Below are 14,373 nucleotides of genomic sequence, written 5' to 3'. Positions count from 1 at the left end.
CACGGGACGGCCATTCCTACAATGCCCCGAGGGTCTGTTTGCAGATGGCAACGCCAAATTAAAAAATCATGTAACGGGAATGCCCGAAATCGCCCGTATGGCGGCGTCGCTCGTCGCTTGTTTGGCTCGGCCAAACGGCGCTCCTCGCTCCTTGCCCTACGGGCGATTTCGGGCATTCGCATGCGTGTTCCATCTGCAAACAGACCCTCCAGAGGAGACGCGGTCGCGCGGCGGTGCCGGGCGCCTTCCATGACACGACGGAGACGTGACATGCAATACGACTACATCATCGTCGGCGGCGGCTCGGGCGGTTCGAGCCTCGCCGGCCGTCTCGCCGATGCCTGCCCCGATGCGACGATCGCGCTGATCGAGGCCGGCTCGCATACGGAGCGCAACCTGCTCGTCAACATGCCGGTCGGCATCGCGGCGCTGGTGCCGTTCAAGCTCGGCACCAACTACGGCTACGAGACGGTGCCGCAGCCGGGCCTCGGCGGGCGGCGCGGTTATCAGCCGCGCGGGCGCGGGATGGGCGGCTCGAGCGCGATCAACGCGATGATCTACACGCGCGGCCACCCGACCGACTACGACGAGTGGGCGCAGCTCGGCGCGACGGGCTGGGGTTGGCAGGACGTGCTGCCGTATTTCCGCCGCGCGGAAGGCAACGAACGCGGCGCGGACGCATGGCACGGCGCGGACGGGCCGCTGTCGGTATCGGATCTGCGCTTTCGCAATCCGTTCTCCGAACGATTCATCCAGGCCGCGCACGCGGCCGGCTATCCGCTGAACGACGACTTCAACGGGGCGACGCAGGAAGGCGTCGGCTTCTATCAGGTCACGCATCGCGACGGCTCGCGCTGCAGCGTGGCGCGTGCGTACATTTACGGCCGCAACCGGCCGAACCTGCACGTGATCCCCGATGCGACGGTGCTGCGCGTCGGCTTCGACGGCAAGCGCGCGGTCGGCGTCGTCGTGTCGCGCAACGGGCGGGTCGAGACGCTCGGCGCGCGCGCGGAAGTGGTCCTGTCGGCCGGCGCGTTCAATTCGCCGCAACTGCTGATGTGTTCGGGGATCGGCCCGGCCGATCAGTTGCGCCGGCACGGGATCGCGGTCGTGCAGGATGCGCCGGACGTCGGCGCGAACCTGATCGACCACATCGACTTCATCATCAACACCCGCGTGAATTCGTCGGAACTGGTCGGCGTGTGCGTGCGCGGGATCGCGAAGATGACGCCCGCGCTCGTGCGCTATTTCTCGAGCCGCACGGGGATGATGACGAGCAACGTCGCGGAGGCCGGCGGCTTCATCAAGAGCGATCCGTCGCTCGCGCGGCCCGACCTGCAACTGCATTTCTGCACGGCGCTCGTCGACGATCACAACCGCAAGATGCACTGGGGTTTCGGCTATTCGCTGCACGTGTGCGCGCTGCGGCCGTTCAGCCGCGGCACGGTCGCGCTCGCGAGCGGCGATGCGCGCGACGCGCCGCTGATCGATCCGCGCTTCTTCAGCGATTCACGCGACCTCGACCTGCTGGTGCGCGGTACGCACGCGATGCGCCGCATCCTGTCGCAGGCGCCGCTCGCGTCGCACGGCGGGCGCGAGCTGTACACGCGGCCGGACCAGAGCGAAGCGGAGCTGCGCGCGACGATCGTCGCGCATGCGGACACGATCTATCACCCGGTCGGCACCTGCCGGATGGGCTCGGATGTGCGCGCGGTCGTCGATCCGCAACTGCGCGTGCGCGGCGTCGACGGGCTGCGGGTGGTGGATGCGTCGGTGATGCCGACGCTGGTCGGCGGGAACACGAATGCGCCGTCGGTGATGATCGGCGAACGCGCGGCGGACTTCATCGTCGCCGCGCGCAAGGGCGGCGTCCCGCGCGGCGAGGCGGCTGCCGCGGTGCACGGCCGCTGAACGCGGCGCGCGCACGGCAGCAGCAGCCCATGCTCAGGCAAACGTATCGACGAGGCCGGCGCGGTTCGCGCGCGCGGCGACCGGTGCGGATTGCGCGGCGTCGACGGGTGCATCGACGGCTGACGGTCCGCCGTTCCCGCGTCGCGGCGACTGGCCGCCGGCGAAGGTCTGCTGCGGGTTTTGCTGCTGTTGCTGCGAAGCGAAACCGCCGTCGCTGACGGTCGCGCTGCCGAGCCCGAGCCCGCCCGCTTCCATCGCTTCGCGCAGCTTCGGCAGCGCGGCTTCGACCGCGTCGCGCACCTGCGCGTGCTGCGACACGAACAGTGCGTGCGCATGGTTGTCCGCGACGCGCAGCACGACCTGCAGCGGCCCGAGATCGGGCGGGTTGAGCGTCAGCTCGGCGCTCTGCTGGTGCGCATTCGACAGGAACACCACCTTCTGGCTCAGCGCATCCGTCCAGTCGGCCGTGCCGACGTGCGGCGCGAGCACGTGCGCGTTGGCGGCGGCGATCGCGCCGGCTGCCGGCGACAGTTGCAGGTTCGCCTGCGCGGCGGCGGCAGCCGTTGCGCCGGCCGCGAGCGTCGCGCTGGCGGCCGGGTCCGTCGCGTTGCTGGCCGCCGCGAGCGCGTGCTGGACGCCGGACTGCGCGTTCGCGTCGGCCTGCAGTGTCTGCGCGGTGATCTGGGTCGGCGTCGGTTGCGTGGCGAGCGCGCCTTTCGCGTCGGCGAGCGTGCGGTCGAAGGTCGGCACTTTCGGCGTCAGCGGTGCGGCGGCGTTCGATGCGGTTGCGGCCGGCGTCGTCGGCGTGGCGGCGGCGGTCGCGCCGGTCGCCGGCATCGCGATCGCGCCCGCGCCGCCCGTCAGCTTGGCGAGCGCCGCTTGCAGCGCGTCGCGGCTCGATGCCGGGTCGGTCGGTTGGGTGGCCGCGTCCTGGGCTGCATGATCGGCGAGCGTCGCCGTGGCGTCCGGCTGGCCGGACACGGCCGTCTTTTGCGTCGTGGCCGCGGCGGCAACGGCCGCGGCGGTCGCCGCGTCGGCCGGCGTCGCGGTGTCCGGGCGCGCCTGCAATTGCGCCTGCACGGCCGCGGCGGCCGCAAGCGCGGCGGCGTCGGGGTTGACGGCGGCGTTCGCGGTCGTGTCGTCGGTCGCCTTGTCGTCATCCGTGCCGGACGGTTTCGCGCCGGCGGCCGGCTTCGACGCAGCCTGTTGGGTCGACGCGTCCGGCGTGCCGGCGTTGGCCGTATCGCCGCGCGTGGCGACGCTTTGCTTGAGCGTCTGCGCGAACGGCGCGGCGCTCGTGGCGGCCGACGCATCGTTGGCGGCGGACGAACCCGAGCCGCGGGCGGCCTTGAGTGCGGCGCCGGCGGTGTCGAGCAGCGCGCCGAGCAGGGGCAGGGGAGGCATGACGGTTCTCTCGTTCGAATGCGGTGGTCGGTTACGACGAACGGGCCGCGTCGGCCCGCATGCGCAGGATCTTCGCGGCGTGTTCGTCGGCGTCGCGCTGTTCGCGCCGGGCGTCGCGCTGTGCTTCCTGCGCGACGCCGCGCGCCTGCAGGATTTCATACGAGCCGACGGTACGTTTCTTCTGCTGCCAGTTCGGACGCGCCTCGTCGATGCGGACGTCGGCCGCGGCGAGCACGCTGCGCTGCTGCGCGATCGCGGCATCGAGCGTGTCGATGAACGCCTGGAAATTGCGCCAGTTGCCGGCCGGCATCCCGCTTTGCGCGGATTGCGCGAAGCGCGCGTGATATTCGTCGCGATAGCGCAGCAGCGCGTCGAGCTGTTCGGCCGCCGCGGTGCGGTCGCGCTGCGCGGTGCCGAGCTGCTTCGCGGCCGAGTCGAGGTCGTCCTGCGCACGGTCGAGCAGCAACTGAAGGGGAAAGCCGTGGGCCATCGGGATCAGCCTCCGTAAGCGTCGAACAGCGCATCGAGCGCAGTGAGGCTCGATGCGAACGGCGCGCATTCGCGAAAGCCTTGCTGCAGGAACGCCTCGATGCGCGGGTAGAGCGCGATCGCGCGGTCGAGCTGCGCGTCGCGGCCGGGGGCGTACGCGCCGACCGCGATCAGGTCGCGGTTGCGCTGGTAGCGCGACAGCATCTGCTTGAACTGCCGCACATGGTCGAGATGCGTTTCGTCGATCAGCGCGGTCATCGCGCGGCTGATCGACGCTTCGATGTCGATCGCGGGATAGTGGCCGGCCTCGGCGAGCGCGCGCGACAGCACGATGTGGCCGTCGAGGATCGCGCGCGCCGAATCGGCGATCGGGTCCTGCTGGTCGTCGCCTTCGGTCAGCACCGTGTAGAACGCGGTGATCGAGCCGCCGCCTTCGGGCCCGTTGCCGGTGCGCTCGACGAGCGCGGGCAGCTTCGCGAACACCGACGGCGGATACCCCTTGGTCGCGGGCGGCTCGCCGATCGCCAGCGCGATCTCGCGCTGCGCCATCGCGTAGCGCGTCAGCGAATCCATCAGCAGCAGCACGTGCTTGCCCTGGTCGCGGAAATACTCGGCGAGCGACGTCGCGTACGCGGCGCCCTGCATCCGCAGCAGCGGCGACACGTCGGCCGGCGCCGCGACGACGACCGAGCGCGCGAGCCCGTCCTCGCCGAGGATCTGTTCGATGAATTCCTTCACTTCGCGGCCGCGTTCGCCGATCAGCCCGATCACGATCACTTCCGCGCTCGTGTAGCGCGCCATCGTGCCGAGCAGCACCGACTTGCCGACGCCGGAGCCCGCGAACAGGCCCATCCGCTGGCCGCGGCCGACGGTGAGCAGCGCGTTGATCGCGCGCACGCCGACGTCGAGCACGTGGTGGATCGGTTCGCGATCGAGCGGGTTGATCGACGGCGCCGACAGCGGCGCATCGACTTTCGACGCGAGCGGGCCGAGGCCGTCGAGCGGGCGGCCCGACGCGTCGACGACGCGCCCGAGCATCTCCCAGCCGACCGGCAGCCGCTTCGCGCCCGCGAGCGGATCGGCGACGGGCGCGCTTTCGCGCGGCCACACGCGTGCGCCGGGCAAGACGCCTGCGACGTCGGTGGTCGGCATCAGGAACAGGCGGTCGCCGGCGAAGCCGACGACTTCCGCTTCCGCGTGCGGCAGCGTGCTGCCGGGCGGCAGTTCGATCGTGCATTCGGCGCCGACCGACAGGCGCAGCCCGATCGCCTCGAGCACGAGGCCGGCCGCGCGCGTGAGGCGCCCGCACGGGCGCAGCGGCAGCGCGTGGTGGCTGCGCGCGGCGAGCCCGTTCAGGTGCGTGCGCCAGTGCGCGAGATGCGGGTTGTGCGGCGCGCGCGGGGCGGCGGCGACGCTGGCGGACGCGGGGTGCGGCGTGGCATCGTGCGCGGCCGCCGGCCCGAACGACGCGAGCGCGAGCTCGCGTTCGAGCGGCGTCATGCCGTCGTGCGCGAGCGCGTCGGGCGAGCGCGTCACCACGTGCTCACCTTGCCGATCGCGGCGGCGACGCGCTGCCAGCGCGTGGGCAGCGTCGCGTCGACCTCGCCGGTCGCGGCGTGCGCGCGGCAGCCGCCGCGCTCGATCGACGCGTCGGTGCGCACGTTCCAGCCGAGCGTGTCGAGATCGTCCTGCAGATACGCTTCGACGACGGGCAGGTCGGCCGGATTGACCGCGAGATGCGGCGCGCCGGACAGCGCGGGTTCGGCCGCGAGCACGTCGCGCACGGTGGCGACCAGTGCGGCCGGGTCGTGCTTCACGTGCTGGCGCACGACCTGTTGCGCGATGTCGAGCGCGAGTTGCGCGAGGTCGGACGCGAGATCGTGTTCGACGGTCGCCACGGCTTCGCGGAACGACGCGGCGAGCGCCGCGAGCTGCGCGGCCTGTTCGCGTGCGTCGGCCTGGCCGGCCTCGAAGCCCTGTTCGCGGCCCTGCTCGAAACCGGCCTGGTAGCCGCGCGCCTGGCCTTCGACGTGGCCGGCCGCATGGCCTTCGGCGTGCGCGGCGTCGCGCACGCGCTGCAATTCCTCGGCGAGCGCGGCCGCAGCGGCCGCCGCGTCGTCGGGCGGCGGCGGGGGCGGCGGCGGGTCGAACGACGCCATCTCCCACCGCTGGTATGCGGTGAGGGTGCCCACGCGATCGCTCGCCGAATCAGACATACGCGTCTTCCGCCTTGCCGCCGATCGCGATCGCGCCGCTCTCGGCCAGGTTGCGCACGATCTGCAGGATGCGGCGCTGCTGCGTCTCGACGTCGGACACGCGTACCGGGCCGCGTGCGTCGAGATCCTCGGCGAGCAGTTCGGCCGCGCGCTGCGACATGTTCGCGAGGAACTTCTGACGCAGCGCGGGCGGTGCGCCCTTCAACGCGATGATCAGCGTTTCCGACTCGACTTCCTTCAGGATCATCTGGATCGCGCGATCCTCGAGGTCGAGCAGGTTCTCGAACACGAACATCTGGTCGATAATCTTCTGCGCGAGATCGGCGTCGTACTGGCGCACGCTTTCGAGCACGCCTTCCTCGTGCACGCTGGTCATGAAGTTCAGGATCTCGGCCGCGGTGCGGATGCCGCCCATCGGGCTGCGCTTCAGGTTGTCGCTGCCGGACAGCAGGCCCGTCAGCACGTCGTCGAGCTCGCGCAGCGCGGCCGGCTGGATGCCGTCGAGCGTCGCGATCCGCAGCAGCACGTCGTTACGCAGCCGTTCGGTGAAGCACGATGCGATTTCGGACGCCTGGTCGCGGTCGAGGTGCACGAGGATCGTCGCGATGATCTGCGGATGCTCGTTCTTGATCAGTTCGGCCACCGCGGCCGAATCCATCCATTTGAGGCCCTCGATGCCGCTCGTGTCGCTGCCCTGCAGGATGCGGTCGATCAGCACGCCGGCCTTGTCCTCGCCGAGCGCCTTCGTCAGCACCGAGCGGATGTACTCGTTGGAATCGAGCGACAGCGCGGTGTGCTGCTCGGCTTCCTTCACGAATTCCTGCAGCACGTCCTCGACCTGCTCGCGCGTGACGTTCTTCAGCGCGGCCATCGCCACGCCGATCTTCTGGACCTCGCGCGGCGCGAGGAACTTGAATACCTGCGCGGCCTCTTCCTCGCCGATCGACATCAGCAGCAGCGCGCTCTTGGTCAAGCCTTCAGCGTTCATCGGACACCCAGTTCTTCACGACGGTGGCGACGATCTTCGGATCCTGGCGGGCGATCGTGCGCGCGTAGTCGAGGTTGCGTTCGTAGCGGTTCTTCTCGTTTTCGAAGCCGAGCAGCAGCGGATCGGCTTCGTCGGCTGGCTTCTCCAGCGCGGGCAGGCCGTCGAGCGCGACCGTGTCTTCCGGCGCGGCGAGCGCCGGCGCGGCCGGCTCGGGCGGCGGGAACGCGCGGCGCATCGCCGGGCGCACGAACATGAAGTAGAGCGCCGCCGCGGCCGCTGCGATGCCGAGCCACTTCGCGGCTTCCTTCGCCATCGCGATCACGTCGGGTTGGCGCCACCACGGCAGGTCGGCGTACGGGTCGCTCACGGTCGAGAACGCGCTGTTCACGACGTTGACCGAGTCGCCGCGCTTCGCGTCGTAGCCCATCGCATCCTTCACGAGCTGTTCGACCTGCGCGAGCTTCGCGGGCGGCAGCGGCTGCATCGTCACGTGGCCCTTCGCGTCGGCGACCGGCTGGTAGTTGACGACGACCGCGACCGACAGCCGCTTCACGCTGCCCATCGGCTGTTCGGTATGGCGGATCGTCTTGTCGAGCTCGTAGTTGGTCGTCTGGTCCTTGCGGTCGCTGACCGGCGTGGTCTGCGGCCCGTTCTGGCCGTTGCCCGCGACGATCGGCGCGGAGGCCGGCTGCGGCGGCGTGTTCGACAGCGCGCCCGGCACGCCCGACGCGCCGCCCTGCGCGAGTTCGGTCGCGCTGCTGGTCTGCTGGCTGCGGATCGCGGATTGCTGCGGATTGCCGTTCGGGCCGTAGCTTTCCGACGTCTGCTCGATCTTCGAGAAATCGAGATCGGCGCTGACCTGCGAGCGCGCGTTGCCGGCGCCGAAGATCGGCGCGAGGATCGCGTCGATGCGCTTCTGCGTGTTGTGCTCGACCTGCTGCACGTACTTGAGCTGGCTCGCGTCGAGGCCGGACGCGGACGCGGTCTGGGTCAGCAGGTTGCCGTCCTGGTCGACGATCGTCACGTTCTTGGCCGGCATGTCGGGCACGCCGGACGACACCATCCGCGTGATCGCCTGCACCTGGCCCTCGTCGAGCACGCGGCCCGGGTAGAGGTCGACGAACACCGACGCGCTCGGCGCTTCCTTGTCGCGCACGAACACCGACGGCTTCGGGATCGCGAGGTGCACGCGCGCGCCGCGCACGGCGTTGATCGATTCGATGGTGCGCTGCAGCTCGCCTTCGAGCGCGCGCTGGTAGTTGATCTGCTCGGCGAACTGGCTGATGCCGAATTTCTGGTTGTCCATCAGCTCGAAGCCGACCGAGCCGCCCTTCGGCAGCCCCATCGCGGCGAGCTTCAGGCGCGTTTCGTGCACCTGGCCCGACGGCACGAGGATCGCGCCGCCGGCATCGGCGAACTTGTAGGGAACGTTTGCCTGCTGGAGCGCGGCGATGATCGCGCCGCCGTCGCGGTCCGACAGGTTGCTGTACAGCACGCGGTAGTCGGGCGCGCGGCTCCACAGCACGAGCGCGGTGATCGCGGCGATCGCGAACGCGACGGCGATCACGAACGGCAGCTTCGGGTTGCCCTTCATCCGCGAGATGCCGGGGATGCGTTCGGCGAAGCCGCCCAGCCCGAAGTCCGCGCCTGCGCCGCCCGCGCCCGGCAACGCGGCGGCCGCGGCGGCGCCTGGCGCCGGGCTGAGGCCCGCGCGGGCGTCTGGGTTGATCAGCGAGTTGGCCTGCGAATCCATGCGTCGAGTTTCTCCGGAGCGGGACGACTGAGCTCGCTCGGACGAGCGGGCGGACAATGACACGATGCGATTATCGTGACCCGCGGCGCACTCCGATCGACCGAAAAGAGCGGGGTTTCCCCCGTACTTTCGCGGCTTTGACGCGCGCCGCGCTGCTATCCTTTTTCGCGATCCGGCATGGTGCGCGTCGTGCGGCGCCGGCGGGTCGCCCGGTGCGTCCGGGTCTCTTCTCTAGGTTTGGGGGCAGCATGACTGCGAACGTCAGCGGAATCGGTTCGGTGTTGCAACAGATGCAGTCGATGGCCGCGCAGGCGTCCGGCGGCGTCGCGAGCCCGACGGCGGCGCTGGCCGGCTCGGGCGCGGCGACGGCCGGCACGTTCGCGAGCGCGATGAAGGCGTCGCTCGACAAGATCAGCGGCGACCAGCAGCACGCGCTCGGCGAGGCGAAGGCGTTCGAGGTCGGCGCGCCGAACATCTCGCTGAACGACGTGATGGTCGACATGCAGAAAGCCAACATCGGCTTCCAGTTCGGGCTCCAGGTCCGCAACAAGCTAGTGAGCGCTTACAACGACATCATGCAGATGGCGGTGTGAGGGGCCATCAGGCGATGGGCATCCGCGGGCGGGCATTCGGGGACGGCTAACCGGCGGCGGGCATCCAGGAATGGCTCCAGGCTTGCGGAACGGGGCCGGCGAGCCGGCATCGGCGGCCCCCGCGCACCTAAAGCTTTTCAAATCCCTTCCGATAACTGCGGTGAAGGCCGCACCGTGCGACGCACGGCGGCGGCTCCCGACCAGCCAACGCAAATAACAAGGAGAAGCGCATGTTTTCCCCAGGACACGCTGGAGCCAGTGCGTACGCGCGTGTCGGCGTCGAGACCGGGGTGATGGGCGCTTCCCCGCACCGGCTGATCGCGATGCTGTACCAGGGCGCGCGGCAGGCGATCGCGCTGGCGCGCATGCATTTGCAGCAGGACAACGTCGCCGGGCGCGGCGAAGCGATCGGCAAGGCGATCCGGATCGTCGAGAGCGGCCTGCAGGCGTCGCTGAACCGCGACGCGGGCGGCGAGATCGCCGAACGGCTCAATGCGCTGTACACCTATATCGGCCGGCGCCTGCTGGAAGCGAACGCGCAGGCGAGCGACGCGATGCTGATCGAGGTCGACGGCTTGCTCGCGACGCTCGAGGAAGCATGGACGGGCATCGCCCCGGAAGTCGCGCGGATGGCCGCGCAACAGGTAGCGGAAGCATCACGATGAATCACAAGGCCGAATACTTCGCGCGTTACGAGGCGCTCGCCGCCGTGTCGGGCCGGATGCTGTGCGCCGCGCGCGGCGCCGACTGGAACGCGTTGCCGGAGTTGCAGGCCGAATTCATGCAACTCGTCGACGGGTTGAAGCAGGCCGATCCGGCCGTCGTGCTCGACGAATCGGATCTCGGCCGCAAGCTCGACCTGATCCGCCGCATCCTGGCCGACGACGCCGCGATCCGCGATCTCGCGAGCCCGGACGTCGCGCGGCTGTCCGCGCTGTTCGAGGCGCGGCGCTCGACCCAGGTATTGACCGATCTTTATCGCGCGCGCGGGTAGGGCCGTGCGCCGGGCGACCGGCGCGAGGCGCCCGGACCCGGCGCCGCACGCGGCGCGCGCTGTTCCCGTGTGCGGCGCCGGCGTGCCGCGCGCGGATTCGCAACCCGTTGGCTGAGCTGAGCAGGCCCCGATCATGACCGGTATCGACTCCGTTGCGGCCGCGCTGCTGGCGAGCCGCCTCGACAGCCTGCTGACCGGCACCGTCGCGGCGTCCGCCGGCGGCGGCGCGACCGCGCAGGTCGGCACGCCGGGCGCCGGCGCGTCGTCCTCGCCGCCGGCCGGCAGCCCGCCCGCCGCGCCGCCGGCTTCCACGCAGACCGCGCTGTCCGATGTCGGACGCGTGCTCGACGCGATCTCGCGCTCGGGCGGCGATGCGACGCCGGCGATCGTCGGCCGGCTGCCGCTGCTCGCCGATCCGGCCGTGCTGCTCACCGATACGCCGGTGCCCGCGCCGACGCCCGCGCCGGCTGCGTCCGCACCCACCGGGGCTGCCACGCCGGCTTCCGCTCAAGCGTCGTCCGCCGCGGCGACGCGCGAAGCGGCCGCGCCGCCGCCGGTCGCGGCGTTGCGTGCGGCGTTGGCGCAGACCGTGAGCGAAAGCGGCCTCTTCTACGAATCCCATCTCGCGCAGTGGCTGGCCGGCCAGCGTCCGCTCGCGGCGCTGATGCGCGAGCCGCAGGCACGCCTCGCGACCGCGCTCGCGCCGGCCGACCCGACAGTCGTCCCGCACGACTCGACCGACGTGCTCGACGAACTGCTCGCGCAGCGCCCGCCGCTGCCGGCCGCCGCGCGGGCCAGCGCGCCACCGTCGGCCCAGGGCGGCGCATCGGCGCGCGACCCCGCGCAGGCCGCACCGGCAGCAGCCCGGCCGGGCACGTCGTTGCCGCCCGATACCGCCGATCCGCTGGCTGCGCACGCCGATACGCGCTGGACGCCCGCGCGCGCCGAGCTGGCCGCCGCATCGTCCGATCCGCAGGCGCAGCCGCTCGCGACCGTGCATCCGGCCGCCGTGCCGCTCGTTCGGCAGCAGCTCGATGCGCTCGCGACCGACCAGTTTCGCTGGACCGGCGAGGCGTGGCCCGGTGCGCGGCTCGACTGGACGATCGAACCCGACGAGCCGGGCCACCGCGCGCCGCGCGGCGGCGGCGACGACACGGGCGACGGCATCGCGTGGCGCACGCGCCTCACGTTGACGCTGCCGTCGCTCGGCACGGTCGATGCCGAACTGGTGCTGAACGGCGCGCAGCTCGTCGCCCGGCTGCGCGCGAACCAGACGGGCGCCGACCGTCTCACGCGCCACGAAGCCGCGCTGCGGCAGCGGCTCGAAGGCTCGGGGCTCAAGGTGGGCGGGCTGTCGATCCGCGCGGTCGACGACGGGCCGGACGGCTTCGACCTGTTCGCCGCCCAGGCCGCCGCCGCCGCGTATGCGCGCGGTGCGGCCGGCGGCCCCGATGCGCGGGTGCCGGGCGACGATGACGAGGCGCTGCGATGAGCATGACGTCCCGCAAGCGCGCGGCCGCGCTCGTCTACGACCCGAAAGGCGGCGATGCGGCGCCGCGCGTGGTCGCGAAGGGCTATGGCGTGCTCGCCGAGATGATCGTCGCGCGCGCGCACGATGCGGGGCTGTACGTGCACACGGCGCCGGAGATGGTGTCGCTGCTGATGCAGGTCGATCTCGACGACCGGATTCCGCCGCAGCTCTATCAGGCGGTCGCCGACCTGCTCGCGTGGCTGTACGCGCTCGATCGCACCGAGCCTGCGCCGGATGGCGTCGCGCCGCGTTTTCCGTTGCCGCCGTTGCGCTGAACGGCCTGCCGTCGGGCGGCTTCTTGCGGATGGCAGTCCGTGGTCAGCGGGATGGTTCCGCCGACATTTTGCGTCTATCGATCGCCATCGTGTCGCGACGCATGCCTTCTTGCGCATTCGCGCGCGCATTGAACCTGCTGCTCCGTACGCGCACCCGATTGAGCCGCCTTCCGATTTATGTAATGATATCCATTCTCATTTTCATGTTGCCCGGGCGGCGCGCATTCCCTGCGCGCCGCCCGTCGTTTTGAACGAATGGATATCTTCGCGTGAACGCGCCCGAAACGATCGACCCGCCCAAGACGGGCCTGCCGCGCGCCGGCGTCACCGTGCTGCACCCGGCGGGCCGCCCGCTGAACGACGACGAGCTCGCCGCGCGCCGCCGGCGCTCGCGCCGCGCGACCTTCATCAAGTGGCTGCGCAAGGTGCACGGCTGGGTCGGGCTGTGGGGCGCGGTGCTCGGGCTGCTGTTCGGTGTGACGGGCGTGGTGCTGAACCACCGCGCGCCGCCGCTGAAGATCTCGACCGGCGAGCCGCAGGTCGAGGAGATGCAGATCGCGCTGCCGGATCCGGTGCCGAAGACGCCCGCCGCGATGATGAAGTGGCTCCAGCAGGAGCTGCATTTCGACGGCAAGCCGGGCCGCATGCGCAAGGAGCCCGCGCAGGCCGTCGCGTGGGGCGACAAGCGCGTGATGCAGCCCGAGCACTGGCAATTCGGCGTGTTCGGGCCGCACCAGAACCTGCAGGGCGAATACTGGGTGGGCAACGGCTACGTGTCGGTGAAGCGCACGGGCAACACGTTCCTGACGACGCTGAACAACCTGCATCGCGGCGTCGGGATGAATCTCGGCTGGGTGCTGCTGATGGATACGATCGCGGGCTCGTTGATCCTGCTGTCGTTGACGGGCGTGCTGCTGTGGACCGAGCTGAACAAGCGCCGCACGGTCGGCGTCGTGCTGGTGGTCGGTTCGGTCGCCGCCGCGCTGGCCGCCGGCCTGACCTGACCGACGGTCGCGCCGGCCGGGGCCAGCGCCCGGCGCACGCGCGGCCGCCCGCCGCCGCGGGTCAGAGCCCGCAGGCCGCGCCGCTGTTCGCCGCGATTTCGCGCGCGGCCTTCGCGCCTTCGACCTGCAGGATCGTCGGCAGCGACACGTTGTTCTTCGCGGCGGTGATTTCCGCGAGGATCGAGATCGCGATTTCCGGCGGCGTCCGGCTGCCGATGTAGATGCCGGCCGGCCCGTGCAGCCGGGCCAGTTCCCCTTCGCTCAGGTCGAATTCGCGCAGCCGCTCGCGCCGCGCCGCGTTGTTGCGCCGCGAGCCGAGCGCGCCCACGTAGAACGCGGGCGTCTTCAGCGCCTCCATCAGCGCGAGATCGTCGAGCTTCGGGTCGTGCGTGAGCGCGATCACGGCCGAACGCGCATCGAGCTTCATGTCGAGCACCGTATCGTCGGGCATCGTGTGGACGACGCGCGTGCCCGGCACGTCCCACGCATCCGTGTATTCGTCGCGCGGATCGCAGACCGTCACCTGATAGTCGAGCCCGACCGCGATCTGGCACAGATAGCGCGACAACTGGCCGGCGCCGATCACGAGCATCCGGTAGCGCGGCCCATGGATCGTCACGAGCCGTTCGCCGTCGAACGCGAGCCCGTCGGCCGCCTGCGCGGGCGACAGCGACGCGCGACCGGTCGCCAGCGTCATCGTGCGCGTGACAAGGCGGCCGGCCTCGACTTCCGCGCACAGCGCCGCGATCCCGCTGTCGCGCGTGAGCGGTTCGAGCACGAGCTGGATCGTGCCGCCGCACGGCAGCCCGAAGCGGTGCGCTTCCTCGGCCGTCACGCCGTACTTGAGCGCTTCCGGGCGCGCATCGGCCGCGATGCCGCTCGCATGCACGCGGGCGATCAGGTCGTCCTCGATGCATCCGCCGGACACGGAGCCGACCACCAGGCCGTCCTCGCGCACCGCGAGCATCGCGCCTTCGGGGCGCGGCGACGAGCCCCATGTCTTCACGACCGTCACGAGCAGCACGCGGCGCCCTTCTTCGAGCCAGCGCGCGCTGGATTTCAGTACATCGAGATCGACGCTTTCCATCGTGTTTTCCTGTTGCCGGACGGGCCGCCGCGCGGCGCCGTCGTTCGATGGCGGGATTATGAACCGCTCGGCGCGCGTGTGCAGGCGGCGCGCGGGCCGGCGCCGGCAAATCCGGACGATCGGGCAAG

At 71.0% G+C, this 14,373-nt stretch carries 14 protein-coding genes; 7 read left to right on the top strand and 7 right to left on the bottom strand.

The window, feature by feature from the left end:
* Positions 1-270 precede the first annotated feature (270 nt).
* A complete protein-coding gene (locus tag GJG85_RS16235) occupies positions 271-1,911 on the top strand; it encodes a GMC family oxidoreductase N-terminal domain-containing protein (protein WP_204383470.1) in 1,641 nt (546 codons plus the stop codon).
* A 33-nt stretch (positions 1,912-1,944) separates the two neighbouring features.
* On the opposite strand, the gene GJG85_RS16230 is transcribed toward GJG85_RS16235, so the two are convergent.
* From GJG85_RS16230 to fliF, 6 genes are read right to left on the bottom strand one after another with little or no spacing between them, the layout of a single operon-like run.
* Entirely contained in the window at positions 1,945-3,315 is a 1,371-nt protein-coding gene (locus GJG85_RS16230) for a flagellar hook-length control protein FliK (protein ID WP_204383469.1), read from the bottom strand.
* A gap of 31 nt (positions 3,316-3,346) precedes the next feature.
* Entirely contained in the window at positions 3,347-3,805 is a 459-nt protein-coding gene (gene fliJ / locus GJG85_RS16225) for a flagellar export protein FliJ (RefSeq protein ID WP_050014220.1), read from the bottom strand.
* 5 nt (positions 3,806-3,810) lie between these two features.
* Positions 3,811-5,343 (bottom strand): flagellar protein export ATPase FliI, encoded by a 1,533-nt coding sequence (gene fliI / locus GJG85_RS16220; protein WP_050014221.1) that lies wholly within the window; start codon positions 5,341-5,343, stop codon positions 3,811-3,813.
* Positions 5,337-6,020, bottom strand: a complete 684-nt coding sequence (gene fliH, locus GJG85_RS16215; RefSeq protein WP_204383468.1) for a flagellar assembly protein FliH — start codon at positions 6,018-6,020, stop codon at positions 5,337-5,339. The genes fliI and fliH overlap by 7 nt, the downstream gene beginning before the upstream one ends.
* Positions 6,013-7,008 (bottom strand): flagellar motor switch protein FliG, encoded by a 996-nt coding sequence (gene fliG, locus GJG85_RS16210; protein ID WP_050014223.1) that lies wholly within the window; start codon positions 7,006-7,008, stop codon positions 6,013-6,015. Before fliG ends, fliH begins: the two co-directional genes overlap by 8 nt.
* Positions 6,998-8,761: a flagellar basal-body MS-ring/collar protein FliF gene (gene fliF / locus GJG85_RS16205; protein WP_050014224.1), complete on the bottom strand. Its 1,764-nt coding sequence runs from the start codon at positions 8,759-8,761 to the stop codon at positions 6,998-7,000. The genes fliG and fliF overlap by 11 nt, the downstream gene beginning before the upstream one ends.
* A gap of 248 nt (positions 8,762-9,009) precedes the next feature.
* On the opposite strand from fliF, the gene fliE reads away from it, so the two are divergent.
* The 6 genes from fliE (at position 9,010) to GJG85_RS16175 (ending at position 13,158) form a co-directional block, all read left to right on the top strand.
* Positions 9,010-9,354, top strand: coding sequence for a flagellar hook-basal body complex protein FliE (gene fliE / locus GJG85_RS16200; RefSeq protein ID WP_050014225.1), 345 nt, complete (start codon positions 9,010-9,012; stop codon positions 9,352-9,354).
* 230 nt (positions 9,355-9,584) lie between these two features.
* A complete protein-coding gene (gene fliS, locus GJG85_RS16195) occupies positions 9,585-10,019 on the top strand; it encodes a flagellar export chaperone FliS (RefSeq protein ID WP_050014226.1) in 435 nt (144 codons plus the stop codon).
* Complete coding sequence (locus GJG85_RS16190) at positions 10,016-10,348, top strand: flagellar protein FliT (protein WP_050014227.1); 333 nt, start codon at positions 10,016-10,018, stop codon at positions 10,346-10,348. The genes fliS and GJG85_RS16190 overlap by 4 nt, the downstream gene beginning before the upstream one ends.
* A 133-nt stretch (positions 10,349-10,481) precedes the next feature.
* A complete protein-coding gene (locus GJG85_RS16185; protein WP_089488902.1) occupies positions 10,482-11,840 on the top strand; it encodes a flagellar hook-length control protein FliK in 1,359 nt (452 codons plus the stop codon).
* Positions 11,837-12,154, top strand: coding sequence for an EscU/YscU/HrcU family type III secretion system export apparatus switch protein (locus GJG85_RS16180; protein WP_050014230.1), 318 nt, complete (start codon positions 11,837-11,839; stop codon positions 12,152-12,154). Before GJG85_RS16185 ends, GJG85_RS16180 begins: the two co-directional genes overlap by 4 nt.
* Before the next feature lie 269 nt (positions 12,155-12,423).
* Positions 12,424-13,158 (top strand): PepSY-associated TM helix domain-containing protein, encoded by a 735-nt coding sequence (locus tag GJG85_RS16175; protein WP_050014231.1) that lies wholly within the window; start codon positions 12,424-12,426, stop codon positions 13,156-13,158.
* 61 nt (positions 13,159-13,219) lie between these two features.
* On the opposite strand, the gene GJG85_RS16170 is transcribed toward GJG85_RS16175, so the two are convergent.
* Complete coding sequence (locus tag GJG85_RS16170; RefSeq protein WP_050014232.1) at positions 13,220-14,245, bottom strand: XdhC family protein; 1,026 nt, start codon at positions 14,243-14,245, stop codon at positions 13,220-13,222.
* Between the last annotated feature and the right edge of the window lie 128 nt (positions 14,246-14,373).

Source organism: Burkholderia sp. MS389 (assembly GCF_016899425.1).
GTDB classification, from domain to species: domain Bacteria; phylum Pseudomonadota; class Gammaproteobacteria; order Burkholderiales; family Burkholderiaceae; genus Burkholderia; species Burkholderia sola.
The sequence above is the reverse complement of the archived record's forward strand: the minus strand, read 5'-3'. Positions and strand labels throughout refer to the sequence as shown.

What these genes read in the sequence shown, in the direction of transcription:
- GJG85_RS16230 (WP_204383469.1), bottom strand. Translation starts at nt 3,315, where the DNA reads ATGCCTCCCCTGCCCCTGCTCGGCGCGCTGCTCGACACCGCCGGCGCC.
- GJG85_RS16185 (WP_089488902.1), top strand. Translation starts at nt 10,482, where the DNA reads ATGACCGGTATCGACTCCGTTGCGGCCGCGCTGCTGGCGAGCCGCCTC.
- fliS (WP_050014226.1), top strand. Translation starts at nt 9,585, where the DNA reads ATGTTTTCCCCAGGACACGCTGGAGCCAGTGCGTACGCGCGTGTCGGC.
- GJG85_RS16180 (WP_050014230.1), top strand. Translation starts at nt 11,837, where the DNA reads ATGAGCATGACGTCCCGCAAGCGCGCGGCCGCGCTCGTCTACGACCCG.
- GJG85_RS16190 (WP_050014227.1), top strand. Translation starts at nt 10,016, where the DNA reads ATGAATCACAAGGCCGAATACTTCGCGCGTTACGAGGCGCTCGCCGCC.
- GJG85_RS16235 (WP_204383470.1), top strand. Translation starts at nt 271, where the DNA reads ATGCAATACGACTACATCATCGTCGGCGGCGGCTCGGGCGGTTCGAGC.
- GJG85_RS16170 (WP_050014232.1), bottom strand. Translation starts at nt 14,245, where the DNA reads ATGGAAAGCGTCGATCTCGATGTACTGAAATCCAGCGCGCGCTGGCTC.
- fliJ (WP_050014220.1), bottom strand. Translation starts at nt 3,805, where the DNA reads ATGGCCCACGGCTTTCCCCTTCAGTTGCTGCTCGACCGTGCGCAGGAC.
- fliE (WP_050014225.1), top strand. Translation starts at nt 9,010, where the DNA reads ATGACTGCGAACGTCAGCGGAATCGGTTCGGTGTTGCAACAGATGCAG.
- fliF (WP_050014224.1), bottom strand. Translation starts at nt 8,761, where the DNA reads ATGGATTCGCAGGCCAACTCGCTGATCAACCCAGACGCCCGCGCGGGC.
- fliG (WP_050014223.1), bottom strand. Translation starts at nt 7,008, where the DNA reads ATGAACGCTGAAGGCTTGACCAAGAGCGCGCTGCTGCTGATGTCGATC.
- fliH (WP_204383468.1), bottom strand. Translation starts at nt 6,020, where the DNA reads ATGTCTGATTCGGCGAGCGATCGCGTGGGCACCCTCACCGCATACCAG.